This is a genomic window from Pseudomonas sp. PWP3-1b2, assembly GCF_049896045.1.
Lineage (GTDB): Bacteria > Pseudomonadota > Gammaproteobacteria > Pseudomonadales > Pseudomonadaceae > Aquipseudomonas > Aquipseudomonas antarctica_B.
In genome coordinates this window covers 42,270-61,819 of sequence record NZ_JAFCTN010000003.1, presented here as the reverse complement: position 1 = coordinate 61,819, position 19,550 = coordinate 42,270, and the positions used below count along the sequence as shown (strand labels likewise).

The window sequence follows — 19,550 nt, the reverse complement described above, 5'->3', positions numbered from 1 at the left end:
AATCGTTTGCGCGATGCCCTTGCAAATCGCTCAAGTATTGGCCGCGCCCGCCGAAGAAGGTGTGTTGGTGCCTGCGTGCGCTAACGCTTCCCACCAGATAATTTGCCGAGCAACGCTATGAGATCAGGATGATCCTGGCCTCGGCCAGGAGCTGTTATGTCTCAACCTCGCGCTCGGATCGCCTCTCAGTTAGGCCTCGCCTTGGCCGTTATTTTGGCAATCGTCATCAGCGGCAGTACCGTTTTCGCCTTGCGTTCCCTCGACTCCGCCAACCTCGCTACCCGCGAGGAACACTTGGCCAGCGAGGCGCGTTTGCTCGCCGACCAGCTCAACACGTTCCACAGCACCTTGCGCGAAAGTACCCAGCGTTTGAGCGGGCTGTTTGAAAAGCGCTTTGTCGCGGGCTTGAGCGTGCGGGCGGACCAACCGGTAACGGTGGCCGGCACGCAGACCCCGAGCCTGTATCTGGGTGACGGCGTGCTGAACAACAACTTCACTGAAGTGGACGAGTTCAAGCAGATGTCCGGCGGCGTGGCCACGGTTTTTGTGCGCAGCGGCGAAGACTTCATTCGCATCAGCACGTCCCTGACCAAGCAGGACGGCAATCGCGCCATCGGCACCGTGCTCGACCACCAGCACCCGGCATACCAGCGTCTGCTGGCGGGGCAGAACTATGTGGGTCGCGCGGTGCTGTTTGATCGCTCCTACATGACCCAGTACAGCCCGGTGCGTGATGCCAGCGGCAAAGTTATCGCCGTGTTGTTTATTGGTTTTGATTACACCGACGAGCAGAAGGCCCAGTTCGATAACCTCAAGCGTTTCCGTATCGGCAAGACCGGTTCGCTGGCGCTGCTCGATGAGCAGAAACACTGGCTGGTGCCGCCAGCGGGCGTGGAGGCGCTGGATCAGGCGATCCCGGTGATGCTCGACCTGGCCAAAAAGCCGGGCGAAGGGCGGTTCTGGAGCGACAAGAACGAAGATTTCTACAGCGTCTCGGTACCGTTTGACGGCGGCCCGTGGTCGGTGGTGGCGAGCATGCCAAAATCCGAAATTCGCGCCGTTACGTGGGCGGTGGGCATTCGACTGGTGATTGGCAGCGTGCTGGCGATGTTGCTGGCGGTGGGCGCCGCGGTCTGGTTGCTGCGCAGCAAATTGCAGCCATTGAGTGACCTGGTGCGCCAGGCCGAAGCCTTGGGCGCAGGTGATTTGAGCGCGCGCTTGAATGTGTCCAGCCATGACGAAATCGGCCAGTTGGCCGGCAGCTTCAACCAGATGGGTGAAGCGCTGTCGACCATGGTGTCGCGCATTCGCACGGCGGCCGAAGAGGTCAACAGCCGGGCGCAGGCGCTGTCCGGTTTGTCGGGCGGTGCCTATGAAGGCATGGAGCAGCAGTCCGGCGAGATCACCAGCATGGCCGGCGCCGTGGAAGAATTCAGTGCCACGTCGCTGAACATCGCCGACAACATGGGCAACACCGAACGTCTCGCCCAGGAAAATGCGCAGCAGACCCGAATTGGTCGCACCTCGATGCAAGAGGCGTCGTCGTCCCTGGAACATATCGCCGCCTCCCTGAACAGCACGGCCACGGTGATCAACACCTTGGGCCAGCGTTCTCAGGAGATCGGCGGGATCGTTGGTGTGATCACCTCGATCGCCGAACAGACCAACCTGCTGGCGCTCAATGCTGCCATCGAAGCAGCCCGCGCGGGTGAGCAGGGCCGCGGGTTCGCCGTGGTGGCTGACGAAGTGCGTAACCTGGCATCGCGTACCCGTCAGGCCACTGACGAAATTTCGGTGATGATCCAGAGCATCCAGCAGGAAACCGGCAATGCCATCAGCACCATGGAGCACGGCAACACGCTGATGCAGGAAGGCCTGTCGCGTAACGCCGACGTGGCTTCGGCACTGGCGCACATTGATGAGCAAAGCCGCTCCGCCGGTCAGCAGTTCGCCGCGATTACCACCGCCACTCAGGAGCAAAGCAGCACCGCGACCTTGCTCAGCAGCAACTTGCAGAGTATTGCGCTGGCTAACAGCGAGCAGCGTGAAGTGGTGTCAAACCTGGCAATTACTGCCAAGGAACTGGAAACCCTGGCGGCCGGCTTGCGCCATGAAGTGGACCGGTTCCACTGAAACCCGGTTGTCCAGGCGCAGTTAATCCCATGTGGGCGAGGGCTTGCTCCTTCCCGCACCTGACCCGGCGCCAGGCTCAAGTCATTGCTGCCGGCCGGTATTGCAGCGCCTCTGCCAGGTGATGCCGGGCGATGTTCTCCACCCGTTCAAGGTCGGCCAGGGTGCGCGCGACCTTGAGCAACCGGTGGGCAGCCCGCAGCGACAGCGTCAGCCGCTCGCAGGCGCTTTCCAGCCAGCTTTCATCGACCTTCGCCAGTTTGCAGTGCACGCGTAATCCCGGCAGATCAAGGAAGGCATTGGCGCAGCCCTGGCGTTGTTGCTGGCGCTCACGGGCTTCGGCCACTTGCGCCGAGGCCTTTGCGGTGTTGTCGCCAGGCTGCAGGGTCGGATTGATTGCCGTCGTTTCGCGGGCGACGGTAAGGTGCAAATCGATACGATCCAGCAGTGGCCCCGAGAGTTTGTTGCGGTAGCGCTGGATCTGCTCCGGCGTGCAACGGCAGCGCCCGCTGGGCTCGCCGAGGTAGCCGCAGGGGCAGGGGTTCATGGCTGCGACCAGTTGGAATCGCGCCGGGAAGCTGACTCGGTCACGCGCACGGGAAATCACGATATGGCCTGATTCCAGCGGTTCGCGCAGCACCTCCAGCACTTTGCGATCAAACTCCGGCAGTTCATCCAGAAACAACACGCCGTGATGGGCTAGGGTAATTTCCCCCGGTTGCGGCTTTGACCCGCCGCCGACGAGCGCCGGGCCGGAGGCCGAATGGTGTGGCTGACGAAACGGCCGATGAGGCCAATGGCTCAGCGGCGCAAGGCTGACCACCGACTGAATCGCAGCCACTTCCAGCGCTTCATGCTCGCTCAAGGGTGGCAGTAACCCGGGAAGCCGGCTGGCGAGTAATGTTTTGCCAGTGCCTGGCGGGCCGCTGAACAGCAAGTTATGGGCACCCGCCGCCGCAATCAGCAAGGCGCGTTTGGCCGCCAATTGGCCCTGCACTTCACTCAAGTCTGGATAAGGTTTGTTCAGATACTGCAAGCCGTCGGACTTGTAGGGTTCAATCGGCACATGCCCATTCAAGTGCGCCACCACTTGCAGCAAGTGATCCACCGCAATGACCTTCAAGCCCGACGCCAGGCACGCTTCCTCGGCATTCGCTCGCGGCACTATCAAGGTGCGCCCGGCCTTACGCGCAGCCAACGCTGCCGGCAACACGCCTTTTACCGCGCGCACCTCGCCGGACAGCGCCAATTCGCCGAGGCACTCCACGTCATCGAGCATCAGTGACGGCACCTGCACACTCGCGGCAAGAATCCCCAGGGCAATCGCCAAATCAAAGCGCGCGCCGTCCTTGGGCAGGTCGGCAGGCGCGAGGTTGAGGGTGATGCGGCGGGCGGGGTATTGCAGCGCGGAATTGAGAATGGCACTGCGCACGCGGTCCTTGCTTTCCTTCACGGCAGTTTCGGGCAGGCCCACCAGCGTCAGGGACGGCAGACCATTGGCCATGTGCACTTCGACGGTGACGGCAGGGGCTTCAACGCCAATTTGGGCGCGGCTGTGGACGATGGCGAGGGACATGCTCGTTCCTTGAGTGGAGGGCCGCTTCCTGCGGGTGTTTCAAGGGTAGACGAGGTGGGAAGGGGTGAGGCCAGGGAGGTTTTACAGAACGTATCCGGTGTGGGTCACGGCGCTTCATGTGGGAGCTGGCTTGCCTGCGATACCGGCACCTCGGTGTATCGAGTGGACGCAGGTGACGCTATCGCAGGCAAGCCAGCTCCCACATTTGAACCGGGTTTATTCAGCCGAGGTCGGCGTCAATCGCGCTTCCAGCTCGGCGACTTTCGCTTCCAGGCTCTCCAGCCGTGCACGCGTGCGCGCCAACACCACCATCTGGCTATCAAACTCTTCCCGGCTCACGAGATCGAGCTTGCTGAAGCCGCTTTGCAGCAGCGCCTTGAACTGGCTTTCGATTTCATTGCGGGGCAGCGGGGTTTCGCCGCTGAATAGGCGAGAGGCGTGGCCGCTCAGGGCGTCGAGGAGGTCTTTGGGCGCGAGCATGGGAAATATTCCGGAAAAACTGTTGGCGGGCAGTGTATCACGCACCGTCTATAGTCTTTTTCACGGCTGGCGGCGCACGCTTTTCGCGCAGCGGGCCGGGCAGTCGCGCACTGTTTAGGTGCGCATTGGTGCTGCCGAAAAGCCCCGAAGGTGGGCTTAAGTGGGCAACGGACTGATTTCAGTGATTTTTACGGAGCTGGCAAGGTTTCTGCTTAGACGATCATGACCCATGCACTGATGCAGTCGCTGTGACGAATGCAGTGCGCCGACGGATCAGGGGTACAGGTTTAGTCACCAGTGGTTCGCTGGTGTCGCAACGGCAAATGCCGAGGCGACGACGCGTTACAAAGCCAGGCGCTGCGCTTAGACTTGAGACGGGTTTGTTTTCCTGGGGCAAGTCCACCAATTCGGGAGAGAGTTTTCATGAAGCTAGTCACTGCCATCATCAAGCCGTTCAAGTTGGACGATGTACGCGAGTCGTTGTCCGAGATCGGCGTGCAGGGCATTACCGTTACTGAGGTCAAAGGCTTCGGTCGGCAGAAGGGTCACACCGAGCTGTATCGCGGCGCGGAATACGTGGTCGATTTTCTGCCAAAGGTGAAGATTGATGTCGCCATTGACGACAAGGATCTTGACCGGGTTATCGAGGCGATAACCAAGGCGGCCAACACCGGCAAGATCGGTGACGGCAAGATCTTCGTGGTCAATCTGGAACAGGCTATTCGCATCCGTACCGGCGAAACCGATACCGACGCAATCTAAGCCGCCAAACCCCCAACGCCCCAGGAGAAAACAATATGACTCTGCGTAAATTCGCAGGGCTAGGAGCCCTGTTGTCCCTCGTAATGCCGGCCCTGGCATTGGCGGCGGACCCAGTCCCAGCTCCAGTCCTCAATTCCGGCGACACGGCGTGGATGCTCACATCCACCGCGCTGGTACTGTTCATGACTATTCCGGGCCTGGCGCTGTTCTACGGCGGCATGGTTCGCTCCAAAAACATTCTGTCGGTGATGATGCAGTGCTTCGCCATCACTGGCCTGATCTCCATTCTGTGGTTCGTGTACGGCTATAGCCTGGCATTCGACACGACCGGTATGGAAGCAGGCGTGGTCAACCTCAACTCGTTTGTGGGTGGCTTGTCCAAACTGTTCCTCTCGGGTGTGACCCCGGCCAGCATCACCGGCCCGGCGGCGTTGTTCCCTGAGTCGGTATTCATCACCTTCCAGATGACCTTCGCGATCATCACTCCGGCGCTGATCGTCGGTGCGTTCGCCGAGCGTATGAAGTTCTCCGCGATGCTGATCTTCATGGGCATCTGGTTCACCCTGGTTTACGCACCGATTGCCCACATGGTGTGGGGCGGTCCGGGCTCGTTGCTGGGCGACTGGGGCGTGCTGGACTTCGCTGGCGGCACCGTGGTGCACATCAACGCCGGTGTGGCTGGCCTGGTGGCGTGCCTGGTACTCGGCAAGCGTAAAGGCTTCCCGACCACCCCAATGGCACCGCACAACCTGGGTTATACCCTGATTGGCGCCGCGATGCTGTGGGTTGGCTGGTTCGGCTTCAACGCAGGCTCCGCTGCTGCGGCCAACGGCACTGCCGGCATGGCGATGCTCGTCACTCAGATCGCTACCGCGGCTGCGGCGCTGGGCTGGATGTTCGCCGAGTGGGTCACTCACGGTAAGCCAAGCGCACTGGGCATTGCCTCGGGTGTCGTTGCGGGCCTGGTGGCAATCACTCCGGCTGCCGGCACCGTGGGCCCAATGGGCGCTCTGGTGATTGGTCTGGCGGCTGGCGTAGTGTGCTTCTTCTGCGCCACTACCCTGAAACGCAAACTGGGCTACGACGACTCCCTGGACGCCTTCGGCGTGCACGGTATCGGCGGTATCCTCGGCGCGATCCTGACCGGCGTGTTCGCAGCGCCTTCCCTGGGCGGCTTCAACGCGGCCACCACTGACATCGCGGCGCAAGTCTGGATCCAGTGCAAGGGCGTCGGCTTCACCGTGATCTACACGGCCATCGTGACCTTCATCATCCTCAAGGTGCTGGATGCGGTCATGGGCCTGCGGGTTACCGACGAAGAAGAGGCCGTGGGCCTGGACTTGGCTCAACACAACGAACGCGGTTACAACTTGTAAGTACGTGTAAAAAAGATGCCCGGCTTGCCGGGCATTTTTTTGTCTGGCGTTTGTCTGTGATAGGAGGCTGTACCGGTTTTTACGCAAAGTTTGTGATGCAGCGCACGCGGCGCTTTTCAGCGTGCGAAAGTCTTACAGGTATGTAGGCGTATTCGACACTTTGTTTTTTCCCAGAGCGCGCTAGAATGCGCGCCGATGGGCGGAGAACTGTATGTGGCAACAGACCCTGATTACCCTGCGGGCCAAGCCCCGGGGCTTTCACCTGGTGACAGACGAGTTGCTCGCCGGCTTGCCTGAATTGAAGGCGTGCCGTGTGGGCCTGTTGCATCTGTGGCTGCAGCACACCTCGGCCTCGTTGACGGTCAACGAGAATGCCGACCCGGCGGTGCGCCGTGACTTCGAGCGTTTTTTCAACTCGCTGGTGCCGCAAGGGCGTGCAGGGTTCGAACATAACGACGAAGGCCCGGATGATCTGCCGGCGCACTTCAAGGCCAGTCTGCTGGGCTGCCAGCTGAGTTTGCCAGTGAACGCTGGCCGCTTGGCGATAGGGACTTGGCAAGGTGTTTATCTGGGCGAGCACCGTGATCATGGCGGTGCTCGTAAAGTCCTCGCCACCTTGCACGGTGATGGGGCATAAGCCGCTGGTCATCCAGCGGATGTTGATTTTATCCGGCGACCTCGACAGAGGGTGAAGCTGGGCTATAACTAATCTGCTTTTCGCAAGTCATGAGGTAGAACATGAGCGACGATGATCTGGAAACCGACGAACTCGAAGTAGGTGACGAAGACGACACCGAAGAAGGCCTTGAAGCGGCAGTCGAAGATGTTGCTGACGAGGGCGATGACGGTGGCGAAGACGCACCTGCCAAAGTTGCCAAAGGCAAAGCCAAGGCTGCGGTGTCGGTAGACGAGCTGCCAAGCGTTGAAGCCAAGAACAAAGAGCGCGATGCACTGGCCCGTGCGATGGAAGAATTCCTCGCTAAAGGCGGCAGAGTGGTCGAAGTTGAGCCTAACGTGGTTGCCGATCCGCCCAAGAAGCCGGATAACAAGTACGGCAGCCGCCCTATTTAAAGGGTTGTTGCAGGCTTATGTGAGAAAGCCCGCCGTCGCTGCGGGCTTTTTCATGCCTGGAATAAAGTTCTGCCAGTCACCATCATTCAAATGTGGGAGCTGGCATTACTGCCAGCTTTGCAGCAATGGCGGTAGCTCGTTCAGGTTACGAATCTGCGCATCCGGTTTTTTGTCCCCTTCCCAGGCTTTTCCCGTCGGGTTGAACCACACCGCCCGCAGCCCCGCCTGTTGCGCCCCGGCGATGTCATCGCCCGGGTGATCGCCGATATGCACCGCCTGGCTCGCGTCCACGCCACCGCGCTGTAACGCTTCATGAAACAGTCGCGCGTCCGGCTTGGCAATGCCGATATCTTCGGCGCGCAGGGCGAAGTGAAAGTAGTCGGCCAGGCCAACGCGCTGCACGTCAGCGTTGCCGTTGGTGATCACGCCCAGCAGGAAATGCTCGCGCAATGCCTGAAGCATGGGCTCAGCCTCGGGGAACGGCGTGAGTTGATGCCGCGCATGGATGAACGCCTCGTAGCACACGTCGGCCATTTCCGTGGCCTGCGGCTGTGGATAACCCGCCTCTTCAAACGCGTGCATCAGCACACGGTGGCGCAGGATGCTGATGCGGTATTTCAGCTCGGGATGGCGCTCCAGCACGGCCTGGCGCAGCTTGGCGAAGTGCTCCAGCGGCAGGTCGCCGACCTTTGAGGCATTTACCGCCAGCCATTCACGCATCGACGCTTCGGCGCCAATGATCACGGGTACGTTGTCCCAGAGCGTGTCGTCCAGGTCGAAGGTAATCAGCTTGATACTCATGAGTCGCCGCCCTTGATGCGTTTGGCCCGTGGATGGGCGTTGTCGTACACCGTTGCGAGGTGTTGGAAGTCGAGGTGGGTATAAATTTGCGTGGTCTTGATGTCGGCGTGGCCGAGCAGTTCCTGTACGGCGCGCAGGTCCTGGGATGATTCCAGCAGGTGGCTGGCAAAGGAGTGACGCAGCATGTGCGGGTGCAGGTTTTGCCCCAGTTCACGTTCGCCCGCCGCCTTGACCCGCAGCTGAATGGCGCGCGGGCCGAGGCGTCGGCCTTGCTGGCTGACAAACACCGCGTCGTCCGCCGGGTTGGTCAACAGGCGCAGTGGCAGCCACAGTTGCAGGGCTTCACGCGCCTTGCGGCCCACCGGCAAAACGCGAGTTTTGCTGCCCTTGCCGAGGACTTGCACCAGGCCGTCCGCGAGGTCGAGTTGATCGAGGTTGAGGCCCGTCAGCTCCGACAGGCGCAAGCCAGAGGAGTAAAACAGCTCAAGGATCGCCTGGTCGCGATGGGCCAGGAAGTCATCCTCGATGGCACCGTCGAGCAGTTGCAGAGCGCGGTCGGTATCCAGCGTCTTGGGCAGGCGCCGCTCGCCCTTGGGCGCAGACAAGCCATTGGCCGGGTCGTGGTCGCACAGGCCTTCGCGATTGAGGTAGTGATAAAGCCCGCGCACCGCCGACAACAGGCGAGACAGGCTGCGCGATGACTGGCCCGACTGGTGCAGGCGCGCGATCAGGCTGCGCAGGTTCTGGATATCCAGCGCCTTCCAACTGCTGATGTGCTGTTTTTCGCAGTACGCCAACACCTTGTTCAGGTCTCGCCGATACGCTTCCAGAGTATGGGGTGACACCTGGCGCTCGTTGCGCAGGTGAGCGCAGTAAGCGTCCAGTTGCCGTTCCATGGCTAGCGCACCGCGCGCAGGGCGGTGGTGAAGCGCGGCAGGACGCGGCCCAGCACTTCGGCGATGTAGGTCAAAAACAGCGTGCCCACCGAACTTTTATAGTGCGCAGGGTCTCGGCTGGCGATGGCCAGTACGCCGTGCAGGCCCTGGTGGCTGAGGGCGACCACGGCGGTAGAGCCGATTTGCTGGCGCTGTTCGGCGCCAAACAGGAAGTCCAGCTCGTGCTCACGCAAGGTGCCGCTGATGGTCTTGCCTTCCGATAGCAGGCCACCGATGGCGGTTTGTGCTTCGCTGCCGTTGACCCAGCGGCCCACGGGCATCGGGTTGTCGCTGAACAGGATCAGGCTGACAAACGGCACCTGGAAGTCCTGGCGCAGGCTGTCTTCCACGGCGATCACGGTTTCTTCCAGGCTGGTGGCGTCCATCAGCGTCAGAATCAGGCGGCGGGTTTTGTCGAAAAGGCGATCGTTGTCGCGGGCGACGTCCATCAGGTGCGAGAGCTTGTGGCGCATTTCGATATTGCGCTCGCGCAGGATCTTCATTTGCCGCTCCACCAGCGACACGGTATCGCCGCGCTGGTGGGGAATGCGCAAGGCCGGCAGCAGCTCTTCGTGTTCCACGAAGAAGTCCGGATTAGCTTCAAGGTACGCCGCGACTGCAGCGGCCTCCAGGCTGTCGCTCGGGGTTGCTTGGGCGGGTACTTGAGGCTTATCGGTCATTGGCTTGGCTCACTCATAGACGGACCTGTCCTTCGTATACACGCGAGGCCGGCCCGGTCATCAACACCGGGTGGCCAGGGCCTGCCCATTCGATGGACAAACGTCCGCCGGGCAGGTCGATCAGCAGGGGCGAATCCATCCACCCCTGGCTGATCGCGGCCACGGCAGCGGCGCAAGCACCGGTACCGCAGGCCTGGGTTTCGCCGGCGCCGCGTTCCCACACGCGCAATTGCGCGCGGGAACGGTCGATCACCTGCAGAAAGCCCACGTTCACCCGTGCCGGAAAACGCGGGTGATGTTCGATCTTCGGTCCCAGTTCATGCACCGGGGCGTTGTTGATGTCGTTGACCCGCAGCACGGCATGGGGGTTGCCCATGGACACGGCGGCGATGTCGACCGTCTGGCCATCCACATCAAGCGCGTAGCGGTTGGCCTGCTCCGTGGCCTGGAACGGAATGTCCGCCGGCACCAGGCGTGGCGCGCCCATGTTGACGCTGATCTGGCCGTCGCTGCGCACGTCCAGCTCGATCACACCGCTCTTGGTCTCGACGCGAATCTGGCGCTTGGCAGTCAGGCGTTTGTCCAGCACAAAGCGGGCAAAGCAGCGCGCACCGTTGCCGCACTGCTCCACTTCGGAACCATCGGCGTTGAAGATCCGATAACGGAAGTCCACGTCCGGGTTGCCCGGTGCTTCCACCAGCAGCAGTTGGTCAAAACCAATCCCGGTGTGACGGTCGCCCCACTGTTTGGCGTGTTTGGGCAGAATGTGCGCGTGCTGGCTGACCAGGTCGAGGACCATGAAATCGTTGCCCAGCCCGTGCATCTTGGTAAAACGCAGCAGCATGGCTTACTCCGGCAGCAGGCTTTCGCCAGCATACAACTCGGCTACCGTCTCGCGGCGACGCACTTCAAACGCTTGATCACCGTCCACCAGCACCTCGGCGGCACGGCCGCGGGTGTTGTAGTTGGAGCTCATGACAAACCCATAGGCACCGGCCGAATGCACGGCCAGCAAGTCGCCTTCTTCGAGGGTCAGCTGACGATCCTTGGCCAGGAAGTCACCGGTCTCGCAGATCGGGCCGACGATGTCATAGGCACGGCCAGCGCCTTCGCGCGGCGTTACCGCAGTGACATTCATCCAGGCCTGGTACAGCGCCGGGCGGATCAGGTCGTTCATCGCCGCATCGACGATGGCGAAATCCTTGTATTCGGTGTGCTTGAGGTACTCGACCTGGGTCAACAGCACGCTGGCGTTGGCGACGATATAACGGCCCGGCTCGAACATCAGGGTCAGGCCGCGGCCTTCAGTGCGCTCGCGCACAGCCTGGATGTAATCGGCGATTTGCGGCGGCTCTTCATCGCGATAACGCACGCCTACACCACCACCGAGGTCGATGTGCTGCAGGTAGATGCCGCATTCGCCGAGGCGATCGATCAGCGCCAGCAGGCGATCGAGGGCGTCCAGGAACGGCGGCAGGGTGGTCAGTTGCGAGCCGATATGGCAGTCAACACCCAGCACGTCCAGGTTCGGCAGTTGGGCGGCGCGGATGTACACGTCCTCGGCGTCGGCAATGGCGATGCCGAACTTGTTTTCTTTGAGGCCGGTGGAAATGTACGGGTGAGTGCCGGCATCGACGTCCGGGTTGACGCGCAGGGAGATCGGCGCGCGAACGCCCAGCTCGGCGGCAACAACCTGCAGTCGTTCCAGCTCGTCGGTGGATTCGATGTTGAAGCAATGCACGCCAACTTCGAGGGCGCGGCGCATGTCTTCGCGGCTTTTACCAACACCGGAGAACACAATTTTTTCAGGCTTGCCGCCAGCGGCCAGTACACGTTCCAGCTCGCCACGGGAAACGATGTCAAAACCGGCGCCAAGACGCGCCAGGACATTCAGTACACCCAGGTTGGAGTTGGCCTTGACCGCGTAGCACACCATGTGTGGAACGCCGGCCAGTGGGTCGGTAAAGGAGCGGTATTGGGCTTCGATGTGCGCACGGGAATACACATAGGTCGGGGTGCCAAAGCGTTCGGCAATCGCAGACAGCGCCACACCTTCCGCGAACAGCTCGCCGTCCCGGTAGTTAAAAGCGTCCATGGGTTTCCCTTATTCGTAGGTATCGTGCTTATGCGCTTTTGATGGCTTTTGCGACGATTGCGCCTGGTCATTAGGGTCTTTGCTGTCATCGGGCAGGTACAGCGGGCCTTTTTGACCACAGGCACTAACGAGGCAAGCGACCGCGACGAGCGCAGCAAGGGAAGAGATCAGGCGCTTCATGGCGAAATCCTTGAATATGCATTAATTGCGCCCGAGTATACCGACCACCCGCCAGCTTGCCTATGCGCTGAAATACCCGTCCGGCGGGGGTTTGCCGAGAGAGTTGCGAAGCAGGCTACGCTTGCTGAGTATTTTTCCTGCAGTTGGCGCGGATGAAATCGGTATCCTTTGCAATCGGCGAGGCTCGCCCGTATCGTGCGGCGCTTGAGCAAAACCAGACACTTTTGAGGTTGCCACAATGAGTTTGACCGAAGCCCGTTTTCACGACTTGGTGGATGCGACCCAGGAGAAGTTGGAAGATATTTTCGACGACAGTGGCCTGGACGTGGACCTGGAAAACTCGGCCGGCGTGCTGACCGTCAAGTTTGAAAACGGCACGCAGCTGATTTTCAGTCGCCAGGAGCCTTTGCGTCAGCTGTGGCTGGCCGCACGTTCCGGTGGCTTTCACTTCGATTACAACGAAGAAGACAACAATTGGCAGTGCGACAGCAGCGATGAACTGCTCAGCGAAATGCTCGCGCGCATGGTCCAGGAGCAAGCCGGCGTTGAGCTGGACTTCGAAGAGATTTGATTGTGACCCAGCCTTTACCTGTACGCCCGCCCAAGCCGTTGTTCAGCAATGTCAGCCCGGCGGTGCCGTCACCTTGTATCAGCTTGTGTCGCCTGGATGAGCAGAAAGTCTGCCTCGGTTGTTTCCGTCATGTGGAAGACATCCGGGAATGGCGCTCCGCCGACGATGCCCGCCGCCGGGTGATTTGTGCCCAGGCTGATCAGCGCAGGGCGCACGCCTGAGGTCGCCTTGTTTATTTGTGTCGCTGTGGTAGTGTCCGGGTACGCCTCAACTCACCGAGGCCCGTGAGAACCCCGCCTTTTCCTGGCGGGGTTTTGCTTTTTTGTGCAGAAAAAAGGAGTCTGCCTGAATCATGACCGCACCTTCCATCATCCTCACCCGTCTGGACGTGCAGCGTCTGGAGCAACTGATCGACCGCCTTGGCGAAGAGTTTCCCGGCGTAGAAGCGTTGCAAGCCGAACTCGACCGCGCCGAAGACGTGGTTGGTCACGATGAAGTGTCTGCAGGTGTCGTGACCATGAACTCCCGCGTGCATTGCCGTGAGCAAGGCAGCGGCAAGGACTACCACCTGACACTCGTCTACCCGAAAGAAGCAAATGCCGACGAAGGCAAGATTTCGATTCTGGCGCCCGTGGGCAGTGCGTTGCTTGGCCTGCAAGTGGGCCAGCACATCGACTGGCCGGCACCCGGTGGCAAAACCCTGAAGCTGGAATTGCTGAACGTTGAAGGCCAGCCGAAAGACGGTGGTGCATTCTCCTTGTAAACGGAGCTGCTTTAAATCTGGCTCAGCGCCTCGTTGAGCGACAGCTCCAGCTCGGCCTTGTAGCGCAAATACAAGTTGCTCGGGCTTTGCACATCACCGAGCAGTCCGGACAAATCCAGGTCGGTGATGTAGCAGCGGTAACGCTCGGTCTCCTGGCGTTGACCGACGATCTCCCGGGCGACCACTGCAAACAGTTGGTCGCCAAACTCCAGTTCGGAAAACTCCCGCTGATTGCAGTACAGAGTGATGCCCACCTGACCCGGTGCGGCCTTGCCGATAATCGCCTGCACGTCATAAAACGGCTTGTTGGCGGGGTTCGAAGGCGCTTGCCGCGCTTCGATGCCGCGCGCGCGCAGACCTCCTGACGGCAACAGTTGGTAATACAGGATTTGCACTTCGCCCAACGGCTGTTGCGAGTCCAGCGGGAAGAGCGCTTCCCGGCGGTAGATGATCGACTGCAGGAAGCGCTGCAACGGCGCCAGCAAGCTTTGCTCATCATGAAACGGCAAGCGCTGCTGCCAGAGCGCATTGAACTCATCCAGCACGTACAGCTCGGCGAGGCCTTCGTTGACCCGGTAGAACACCTGCACACACTCGGACAGGCCCATGGGCAGCAGCAGCGCCAGGTCGTGGTCTTCCAGCGCCATGGCGTCCAGGTGCAGCGGGCTGTACGCCGCCAGCTCTTCGCTGAGGTAGGCGATCAGCGCGTCCTGGGTCAGCAATGGCACGTGGGTGGCTTGGCCCGGCATCAGTTCCATCACGTGATAGTGCTGTTGCACCTGGAGCAGGTAGCGGTAATTGCCCTGGCTGAGCAGCAGGTTTTGCGCGGTATCAAAGACTTCTTCCACACGCTGTGCAATGAACTGCGCGCGGTTGTGACAGAAGCAGCGCACTCGCAACCGGGGCAGGTGGTTTGGCGGTAACTGGTTGAGGTAGTCGCGCAGGCAATCGAGCAGCGCGTGCGGGCCGTCGTAGCGGCTGACCATCACCTCATTCCAGCTGTTGAGCGTGACCTGATCCAGGGTCAGCACCAGGTTGTCGCGCACCCCGGCGTAGCTCAGGGAGTCGGTGCGCTCGGTGGTCATCAGAATATTCAGGTCGCGGTGATGCTTAAGCGGGTCGACGCCGACGTTGATCAGCAACAGTACGTCTTCCGGCACTGCCGAGCGCAGCAGGCGTTCTTCATCGACGCCTGTCAGGGGCAGGGTGATGGTCTGTTGCAGGCTGCCGAGCAGGTTGAACAGCTCGAACTCGGTCATGTCACTCACGCCCGGGTGCAGGGCGAGGCGGGTGCTGCTGTCGATCACGCCGTTGCGGTGGCACCAGGTAAGCATTTCCAGCAAGTCGCGGCTGCGCTTGATCGGCGCAAAGTGCTCCCATTCCAGGGCCGTGAGGTTGCCGTTGTACAGGCCCCAGTGGTGCTGGCCCGGCTCCTTGCGGTTGGGCGATTGCACCAGGGTCAGGGTGTCTTCGGCCAGGTCCGGGGAGATGCCTGGGTTAATGAACTCGACCTTGCCGGCTTTGCGCTCAAACGCCGCGTACAGGCGGCGGCCCAGCACATTGAGGTCGCGTTTGTTGATCAGGCTGACGGTTTGTTCGGTGCGGGCGAATTGATTCAGAAACCGATAGCTGTAATTCAGCTCATTCACCAGCGCACGTCGTTCGGACGCCACCTGGCGCACTTTCCACTGGCTGCGGCTGTCCAGCAGGGCCAGTTGGCGCGGGTCCCAACCCCATTCATCGGCCAGGCGCTCCAGCAGCAAACGCTGCCAACCGCAGGTGCGCTGACCCGTTGTGAGCTTGCGGTTGACCTTCAAATAGAGGGCGCGCCTTACCAGCTCCAGGCGTTCGGGCTCGTTGCGCGCCGTGAGGTATTCCTCGATGCGGCGGTAAACCACGATGTAGGGGTCCAGCTCATCCAGGTCCATCTGGTTGGCAAATACCGCGCGCTTGAAGCGCAGGCTGAGGCAGTGCACGTTCGGATGCTCGCTGGCGTAGACCTCGGTCAACAGCAGCTTGAGCACCGATTTGTAGGGTGACTCGATGCCCTTGAACAGTTGCCACAGCCCGGCGCCAATAAATTCCCCCGGCGGAATGCGCGCCAGATGGCCAAGGTCGAGGGTTTCATCGGCGCGGATAAAACGCTTGGAGATCAGCGCATGGGTGAACTCGGCGTAGCGGTTTTCTTCATAGACCGGCACCAGCCACCAGATTGGCGTGCGCCCGGCCAGCCAGATGGCAGTGCGGTAGAACTCATCCAGCAACAAATAATGCTGGGTAGTGCCGCAGTCATCGGAGCTGAGCTGTGTATCGCGTTCGCCCAGCACAAAGCGCGTGGGCTCGATCAGGAAGAAGTGCGCCTCGGCGCCCATACCCAAGGCCCAGGCCTCCAGCAGTTGGCACTTCTTGCGCAACTCGGCCAGTTCGCTTTCGCCAAGGTCCGGTGCGTGGCACACCCACACATCCATGTCGCTCTGATCCGCCTGGGCCAGGGTGCCGAGGCTGCCCATCAAGAACAACCCGTGGATCGGCCGGGGCGGGTTGCCATGGCGTGGCTTGTAGGAAAACGAGCGGGTCAGGCGCTGGGCTTCGGTCAGGGCCTGGGCGTCGGGTTCGAAGTTCGACAGGCCAGCGGGGGTGCTGCCCGATACATAGCCTGGCAACAGCGGGTGGTTGACGTGAAAAAACAGCGGCAACAGCGTCAATACGCTTTGCTGGCGCGGGGTCAGCCCCTCGACAGCCCGGGCCATGCGGCCTTCGTTGAGGGCCATGAAGCGCGCGCGCAGCTGGGCCAGCACCTTGCGGTCGATGCCTTCGTCCAGGTCGGGGCGGATTTCATGGGTGCGGGTCATGTCGAACTCGGTGGCTCGCAGGGCCCGACGTGGGCGGCCGTGTGTGAGTTTACAGACAGAAGCGCAGGAGGTTTAGAGGGAAATGGATTTTGGCGTCAGAATCTTGGGCGATCCACAGCAACGCCCTGGGAATCCGCAAAAGGCGGACCCCATGGGCGGTATCAGATATTACGCAGCTTCTTTGGTCGAGGCGGTGGTCAGGATGGTCAGCAGGGTTTGGGCTTGTTCTGCAGCGTCCCGACCCAGGCTGGTCAGGTAACCGCCATCCGGTTGATCGATAAGCCCTTTCGCGTGGAGGCGCTTGGCAGCGGCGATGGCAGTGGGAGCGGCGGTCTGGTGGACTTTCAGACCTTCCTGGGTGCTGCCCAGGCTGAAGAGTGTAAGGATTTCCAGTTCGGCAACCAATTCAGGGGTATACGACATAAGGACTCCAGACTTTCTAAGAATTTATTAGAGGCTAGCAGGGCATAAGGTGAACGCACTTTGCCGAACTGTCCAGCCAGTTGTGGGCGCTGGCTTGCCTGCGATGCTGGCGACTCGGTTTAACGGTTGCACAGAGGCGATGCCATCGCAGGCAAGCCAGTTCCCACAGGGGTCAGCACCCGCCTGGAGTTTTGGATGTTATTGGTTCTCTGGCGGCAACTCGGGCAACGCCCGCAGCGCGGTTTCGTACCACTGGGTATCGAAGGCGCGGTCCTCTTCGAGCATCTTGTCGATTTCGACGGCGAGCACGTGGGCCATCAGGTTCAAGATGTCTTCACGCTCGTAACCCACCAGGGTCAACTTGTTGAACGTCGCTTTGGCCGCAGGCGGGTTGTCGCTTTCGATTTGATTTTCGATGGCCTGGGTCAGCGTACTTTCGGTGAATTCTTCTTCGTCGTTGTCGATATCGGTTGGCTCGCTCATGGCAGGCTCCTCAAGGAAAAGGCCGCCAGTCTACGCCCATTCAGGTGGGTGATGCTGCTGGTCAGGAAGGGCCTTCGGCTCTATAACTCTTGCAGCCAACCCCACACCCGGCCTGGAGGCAGTCGCAATGCTCAAGCTCTACGGATTTTCGGTCAGCAACTACTACAACATGGTCAAACTGGCGCTGCTGGAGAAAGGGCTACCCTTTGAGGAGGTGCCGTTTTTCGCCGGCCAGACCCCCGAAGCGCTCGCCGTGAGCCCGCGCGGCAAGGTGCCGGTGCTGGGGGTCAAACAGGGCTTTATTAACGAAACCAGCGTGATCCTTGAGTACATCGAGCACACCCAGGAAGGCCCGGCGCTGCTGCCCGCTGAGCCATTCCAGCGCGCGCAAGTGCTGGCGCTATGCCGGGAAATCGAGCTGTACATCGAATTGCCTGCCCGTGCGTGTTTCGCCGAAGCGTTTTTCGGCATGCCGGTGCCGGAGGCGATCAAGGAGAAATCCAAATCCGAGCTGCTGCTGGGAATCTTTTCTTTGGGGCGGCATGGCAAGTTCGCGCCCTATGTGGCTGGGGAAAGCTTCACGATTGCGGATCTTTATTTTATGTACAGCCTGAACCTCGCCGTTGCGGTGGGCGAGAAGCTGTTTGGGCTGGATTTGCTGGCAGAGCTGCCTGCGGCGAAGGCGTTGCTGGAGAAGCTGAATGCAATGCCCAACGCGCAGAAGGTTGCGGCGGACAGGGAAGCGGCGATGCCGGCGTTTATGGCGATGATCGCGGCGAAGAAGTAGTTTCTCAGCGCTTATCAGAAAGCTATCGCGGGCAAGCCCGGCTCCCACCTTTGACCGAGTCGTCTGGAAGTACTCGGTACCTGTGGGAGCTGGCTTGCCTGCGATGCTCTTGGCATTTAGCGGCTGGCGAGCAATGCCTGGCCGCGCACCACGGCAGCTTTCACCTGCGCTGGCGCAGTGCCGCCGATGTGGTCGCGGGCATTCACCGAACCTTCCAGGGTTAGCACCGCAAACACGTCCTGCTCGATCTGGTCGCTGAATTTACGCAGCTCTTCCAGGCTCATTTCCGCCAGGTCCTTGCCCGTGTCCACGCCGTACTTCACCGCGTGGCCGACGATTTCGTGGCAGTCACGGAACGGCAGGCCGCGGCGCACCAGGTAGTCCGCCAGGTCAGTTGCGGTGGAGAAACCACGCAGCGCTGCTTCGCGCATGATCGCGTGCTTGGGCTTGATCGCCGGGATCATGTCGGCAAAGGCGCGCAGCGAGTCACGCAGGGTGTCGGCGGCGTCGAACAGCGGTTCCTTGTCTTCCTGATTGTCCTTGTTGTAGGCCAGAGGCTGGCCTTTCATCAAGGTCAGCAGGCCCATCAGTGCGCCGAATACACGGCCGCTTTTGCCACGTACCAGTTCGGGCACGTCCGGGTTTTTCTTTTGCGGCATGATCGAGCTGCCGGTGCAGAAGCGGTCCGGCAGGTCGATGAACTGGAATTGCGCGCTGGTCCACAGCACCAGCTCTTCGGAGAAACGCGACAAGTGCATCATCGCGATGCTGGCGGCGGCGCAGAATTCGATGGCGAAGTCACGGTCCGATACGCCGTCCAGGGAGTTGCCGCCCACGGCGTCAAAACCCAGCAGCTGCGCGGTGTATTCGCGGTCGATCGGGTAAGTGGTGCCAGCGAGTGCGGCGCTGCCCAAGGGCATGCGGTTGGCGCGCTTGCGGCAATCCACCAGGCGCTCGTAGTCGCGGCTGAGCATTTCGAACCAGGCCAGCAGGTGGTGACCAAAGGTCACAGGCTGCGCGGTTTGCAGGTGGGTGAAGCCCGGCATGATGGTGCCCGACTCACGCTCGGCCTGCTCCAGCAGGCCTTTTTGCAGGCGGGTGATTTCGCCAAGGATCAGGTCGATTTCATCGCGCAGCCACAGGCGAATATCGGTGGCCACTTGGTCATTACGGCTACGACCGGTGTGCAGTTTTTTACCGGTCACACCGATGCGATCGGTGAGGCGCGCCTCGATATTCATGTGCACGTCTTCCAGATCGACGCGCCAGTCGAACGTGCCGGCTTCGATCTCACCACGGATGGTGGTCAGGCCGTCGATGATGCTGTCGCGCTCGGCGTCGGTCAGCACGCCGACCTTGGCCAGCATCGTGGCGTGGGCGATGGAGCCCATGATGTCGTGGCGGTACAGGCGCTGGTCGAAGGTGACGGAGGCGGTGAAGCGGGCGACGAAGGCGTCGACGGGTTCACTGAAGCGGCCGCCCCAGGACTGGTTGGTCTTGTCGGTGCTCATGGATTCGCTCGTGATCTGCTTAAAAGAGGCGTGAAGGTGTGCCGCCGATAATAACAGGGTTGCCCGCGGAGGCG

21 protein-coding genes are annotated in these 19,550 nt (G+C 61.0%); 9 read left to right on the top strand and 12 right to left on the bottom strand.

Annotation, left to right across the window (positions count from 1 at the left end):
* The first annotated feature begins 156 nt into the window (after positions 1–156).
* Positions 157–2,133 (top strand): methyl-accepting chemotaxis protein, encoded by a 1,977-nt coding sequence (locus tag ACP7A2_RS02735; RefSeq protein WP_426132989.1) that lies wholly within the window; start codon positions 157–159, stop codon positions 2,131–2,133.
* A 76-nt stretch (positions 2,134–2,209) separates the two neighbouring features.
* Here the strand turns inward: ACP7A2_RS02735 and ACP7A2_RS02730 are convergent, their stop codons facing one another.
* Both ACP7A2_RS02730 and ACP7A2_RS02725 read right to left on the bottom strand, forming a co-directional pair.
* On the bottom strand, positions 2,210–3,706 hold the full coding sequence (locus ACP7A2_RS02730; RefSeq protein WP_426132988.1) for a YifB family Mg chelatase-like AAA ATPase: 1,497 nt from the start codon (positions 3,704–3,706) through the stop codon (positions 2,210–2,212).
* A 216-nt stretch (positions 3,707–3,922) separates the two neighbouring features.
* The gene (locus tag ACP7A2_RS02725) at positions 3,923–4,186 is read right to left on the bottom strand and encodes an accessory factor UbiK family protein (RefSeq protein WP_348061344.1); all 264 of its coding nucleotides are present in this window, start codon (positions 4,184–4,186) and stop codon (positions 3,923–3,925) included.
* A 423-nt stretch (positions 4,187–4,609) separates the two neighbouring features.
* Here ACP7A2_RS02725 and glnK point away from each other — a divergent pair, with 423 nt between their 5' ends.
* From glnK to sutA, 4 genes are all read left to right on the top strand, one after another.
* Positions 4,610–4,948, top strand: a complete 339-nt coding sequence (glnK, locus tag ACP7A2_RS02720; protein WP_002555808.1) for a P-II family nitrogen regulator — start codon at positions 4,610–4,612, stop codon at positions 4,946–4,948.
* A gap of 35 nt (positions 4,949–4,983) precedes the next feature.
* Positions 4,984–6,324 (top strand): ammonium transporter, encoded by a 1,341-nt coding sequence (locus tag ACP7A2_RS02715; RefSeq protein ID WP_426132987.1) that lies wholly within the window; start codon positions 4,984–4,986, stop codon positions 6,322–6,324.
* 211 nt (positions 6,325–6,535) lie between these two features.
* Complete coding sequence (locus tag ACP7A2_RS02710; protein WP_375065487.1) at positions 6,536–6,961, top strand: secondary thiamine-phosphate synthase enzyme YjbQ; 426 nt, start codon at positions 6,536–6,538, stop codon at positions 6,959–6,961.
* Positions 6,962–7,062: 101 nt separating this feature from the next.
* Positions 7,063–7,395: a transcriptional regulator SutA gene (gene sutA, locus ACP7A2_RS02705; RefSeq protein ID WP_375065485.1), complete on the top strand. Its 333-nt coding sequence runs from the start codon at positions 7,063–7,065 to the stop codon at positions 7,393–7,395.
* Positions 7,396–7,500: 105 nt separating this feature from the next.
* On the opposite strand, the gene ACP7A2_RS02700 is transcribed toward sutA, so the two are convergent.
* Genes ACP7A2_RS02700 through lptM form a run of 6 tightly spaced genes read right to left on the bottom strand, consistent with a single transcriptional unit; the run spans position 7,501 to position 12,086 of the window.
* Positions 7,501–8,196, bottom strand: a complete 696-nt coding sequence (locus ACP7A2_RS02700; RefSeq protein ID WP_426132986.1) for an HAD family hydrolase — start codon at positions 8,194–8,196, stop codon at positions 7,501–7,503.
* On the bottom strand, positions 8,193–9,092 hold the full coding sequence (xerC, locus tag ACP7A2_RS02695; protein WP_426132985.1) for a tyrosine recombinase XerC: 900 nt from the start codon (positions 9,090–9,092) through the stop codon (positions 8,193–8,195). Before xerC ends, ACP7A2_RS02700 begins: the two co-directional genes overlap by 4 nt.
* A gap of 2 nt (positions 9,093–9,094) precedes the next feature.
* Complete coding sequence (locus ACP7A2_RS02690) at positions 9,095–9,811, bottom strand: DUF484 family protein (protein WP_426132984.1); 717 nt, start codon at positions 9,809–9,811, stop codon at positions 9,095–9,097.
* A gap of 13 nt (positions 9,812–9,824) precedes the next feature.
* Positions 9,825–10,655: a diaminopimelate epimerase gene (dapF, locus tag ACP7A2_RS02685; RefSeq protein ID WP_426132983.1), complete on the bottom strand. Its 831-nt coding sequence runs from the start codon at positions 10,653–10,655 to the stop codon at positions 9,825–9,827.
* A 3-nt stretch (positions 10,656–10,658) separates the two neighbouring features.
* Positions 10,659–11,906, bottom strand: coding sequence for a diaminopimelate decarboxylase (lysA, locus tag ACP7A2_RS02680; protein WP_426132982.1), 1,248 nt, complete (start codon positions 11,904–11,906; stop codon positions 10,659–10,661).
* Positions 11,907–11,915: 9 nt separating this feature from the next.
* Positions 11,916–12,086, bottom strand: coding sequence for an LPS translocon maturation chaperone LptM (lptM, locus tag ACP7A2_RS02675; RefSeq protein WP_078739734.1), 171 nt, complete (start codon positions 12,084–12,086; stop codon positions 11,916–11,918).
* A 238-nt stretch (positions 12,087–12,324) separates the two neighbouring features.
* Between lptM and cyaY the strand changes: the two genes are divergently transcribed.
* The 3 genes from cyaY (at position 12,325) to rnk (ending at position 13,420) form a co-directional block, all read left to right on the top strand.
* Positions 12,325–12,657, top strand: coding sequence for an iron donor protein CyaY (gene cyaY / locus ACP7A2_RS02670; protein WP_426132981.1), 333 nt, complete (start codon positions 12,325–12,327; stop codon positions 12,655–12,657).
* Positions 12,658–12,659: 2 nt separating this feature from the next.
* Positions 12,660–12,878, top strand: coding sequence for a DUF1289 domain-containing protein (locus tag ACP7A2_RS02665; RefSeq protein WP_426132980.1), 219 nt, complete (start codon positions 12,660–12,662; stop codon positions 12,876–12,878).
* 131 nt (positions 12,879–13,009) lie between these two features.
* Positions 13,010–13,420: a nucleoside diphosphate kinase regulator gene (gene rnk, locus ACP7A2_RS02660; protein WP_426132979.1), complete on the top strand. Its 411-nt coding sequence runs from the start codon at positions 13,010–13,012 to the stop codon at positions 13,418–13,420.
* An 11-nt stretch (positions 13,421–13,431) separates the two neighbouring features.
* Here the strand turns inward: rnk and ACP7A2_RS02655 are convergent, their stop codons facing one another.
* From ACP7A2_RS02655 to ACP7A2_RS02645, 3 genes are all read right to left on the bottom strand, one after another.
* Positions 13,432–16,272 (bottom strand): class I adenylate cyclase, encoded by a 2,841-nt coding sequence (locus ACP7A2_RS02655; RefSeq protein WP_426132978.1) that lies wholly within the window; start codon positions 16,270–16,272, stop codon positions 13,432–13,434.
* Between the two features lie 168 nt (positions 16,273–16,440).
* On the bottom strand, positions 16,441–16,695 hold the full coding sequence (locus ACP7A2_RS02650; RefSeq protein ID WP_078739728.1) for a TIGR02647 family protein: 255 nt from the start codon (positions 16,693–16,695) through the stop codon (positions 16,441–16,443).
* Positions 16,696–16,893: 198 nt separating this feature from the next.
* Positions 16,894–17,178: a hypothetical protein gene (locus ACP7A2_RS02645; RefSeq protein WP_395610020.1), complete on the bottom strand. Its 285-nt coding sequence runs from the start codon at positions 17,176–17,178 to the stop codon at positions 16,894–16,896.
* A 127-nt stretch (positions 17,179–17,305) separates the two neighbouring features.
* Here ACP7A2_RS02645 and ACP7A2_RS02640 point away from each other — a divergent pair, with 127 nt between their 5' ends.
* A complete protein-coding gene (locus tag ACP7A2_RS02640) occupies positions 17,306–17,965 on the top strand; it encodes a glutathione S-transferase family protein (protein ID WP_426132977.1) in 660 nt (219 codons plus the stop codon).
* Between the two features lie 116 nt (positions 17,966–18,081).
* On the opposite strand, the gene argH is transcribed toward ACP7A2_RS02640, so the two are convergent.
* The gene (gene argH, locus ACP7A2_RS02635; protein WP_078739725.1) at positions 18,082–19,476 is read right to left on the bottom strand and encodes an argininosuccinate lyase; all 1,395 of its coding nucleotides are present in this window, start codon (positions 19,474–19,476) and stop codon (positions 18,082–18,084) included.
* Between the last annotated feature and the right edge of the window lie 74 nt (positions 19,477–19,550).